Raw genomic sequence first — 1,780 nt, 5'->3', positions numbered from 1 at the left:
AAAGGAGCATTCCTGTTAGAAGGATTTTCGAGGACTTGAACAAAAAAGAGCCCTCTTGGTATGATACGGGGTGTCAAATCTCGAGAATTGACCCCTAATTTTTAACCAAGGAGGACTCCATAATGGATTTTAAACAAAATCAAAAAATTAATCAAGTCACCGAAAAAACGCTAGTCATTGGAATTGACATTGCAAAACGTACACATTACGCGTGCTTTGTTGATGATCGAGGACGAGTGCTCCAAAAATCTTTTTCTGTTTCTCAATCTAGAGATGGCTTTGAACTTTTCTATAAACGGATTTTGGCAACTATGAAAGAATCCGAAAAAACTGAAGTTATGGTAGGGATTGAGCCGACAGGTCATTATTGGCTAAATTTAGCCTACTTTCTTCAAGAACGAGGCATTCCTCTTGTCATGACCAATCCAATGCATGTTAAGCGGTCAAAGGAGCTAGATGACAATCTACCGACCAAACATGACCGTAAGGATGCCCTTGTCATTGCTAGACTTGTTAAAGACGGACGTTTTAGCTACCCACGTATTTTGAGAGACATGGAGGCTGAACTCCGTGTTGGCTCAACGTTTCGAGAAAAGTTGGTTGAGGAATTTGGTGCTGTTAAAAACATGATGATCCGCTGGCTAGATCGCTATTTCCCTGAATTTACTAATGTATTTCCGAAGTTTGGAAAAATGGCACTGGCTGCTCTCGAATGTACCCCATTCCCGAGTGACCTTCATGAGAAACAAGTTGTTGAAGTGCTCGCATTATTCAAAAAAGTAGAGGGGATGAAATCTCCTCAGAGACCGAAAACAAAGCATCTTATCGAAGTCGCAGCTACCTCTATCGGTGTAACAGAAGGACGGGAGATGGCCCGTTTTGAAATCGCCACACTTGTCCGTCGTTACAACCAGTTAGAACAAGAAATTGAAAGCCTTACACAGCAGTTAGTTGAACTTGTTAAAACATCCGTAGAATATGAATGGCTCAAAACAGTACCAGGACTGGGAGATACAACAATTGTCGACCTTTTAGCTGAAATTGGAAGCTTCTCACACTACAGTGATCCACGCCAAATTATTAAGCTTGCGGGATTAACGTTACGTGAAAACTCATCCGGTCAGCACAAAGGTCAAAAACGTATATCTAAACGTGGTAGAAGGAAACTACGTGCCCTCCTTTTCCGAGTAATGATGCCAATGATTCGCCACAATGAGGCCTTTAAAAAGCTTCATGAGTATTACACTAACCGTCAGGTTAATCCGTTGCGTAAGAAGCAATCCATCGTGGTTCTATGCGGAAAGCTATTAAAGGTGTTACACGGAATTAGTACCAAGTACAAAGCATTTGACGCACAGCGAATGATGAAGGATATTCCTAGTCTCGTAGAGGCTATGTAAGTTCTACATCCCCTTAATATACCTAGACAACAGGATGACACGGAGAAGCTGGCACTATTTTTTCCATTCGACCTTGAGTCCCTAAAGGAGCTTCGCTAGCCTCTGCCTTATGACTAGACCGAACGAAGGAATGTAGGCACACAGATGCCCAGAGACATGGGAGGGTACGTCATCATAAGCTACGCAGAGATCCATTGTGCATCGTATAATTTCCAATCACTACTTTCCACCATTATCCAGTAGTGACCGCGTAGCGTACCCATGTGTTGGAATAGTTTCACATAATATAAAAATACTGTAAAAACCTTTGTCGAAAAATATTTTTTTAACACGTGATCAATGGTTCAAACCGTTGGTACAACAACATTTATAGAGGGAGG

Annotated in this window: 1 protein-coding gene; it reads left to right on the top strand. The window is 41.7% G+C overall.

What is annotated here, in order from left to right:
- Nucleotides 1-122: 122 nt before the first annotated feature.
- Nucleotides 123-1,400, top strand: coding sequence for an IS110 family RNA-guided transposase (locus tag ACH0B5_RS17955; RefSeq protein WP_406928252.1), 1,278 nt, complete (start codon nt 123-125; stop codon nt 1,398-1,400).
- The last annotated feature ends 380 nt before the right edge of the window (nt 1,401-1,780 follow it).

The organism is Ureibacillus sp. 179-F W5.1 NHS, from assembly GCF_045369345.1.
Lineage (GTDB): Bacteria > Bacillota > Bacilli > Bacillales_A > Planococcaceae > Ureibacillus > Ureibacillus halotolerans.
Note: the sequence above shows the minus strand (reverse complement) of the source record. Positions and strands in the feature narration are given on the sequence as shown.

What these genes read in the sequence shown, in the direction of transcription:
- ACH0B5_RS17955 (WP_406928252.1), top strand. Translation starts at nt 123, where the DNA reads ATGGATTTTAAACAAAATCAAAAAATTAATCAAGTCACCGAAAAAACG.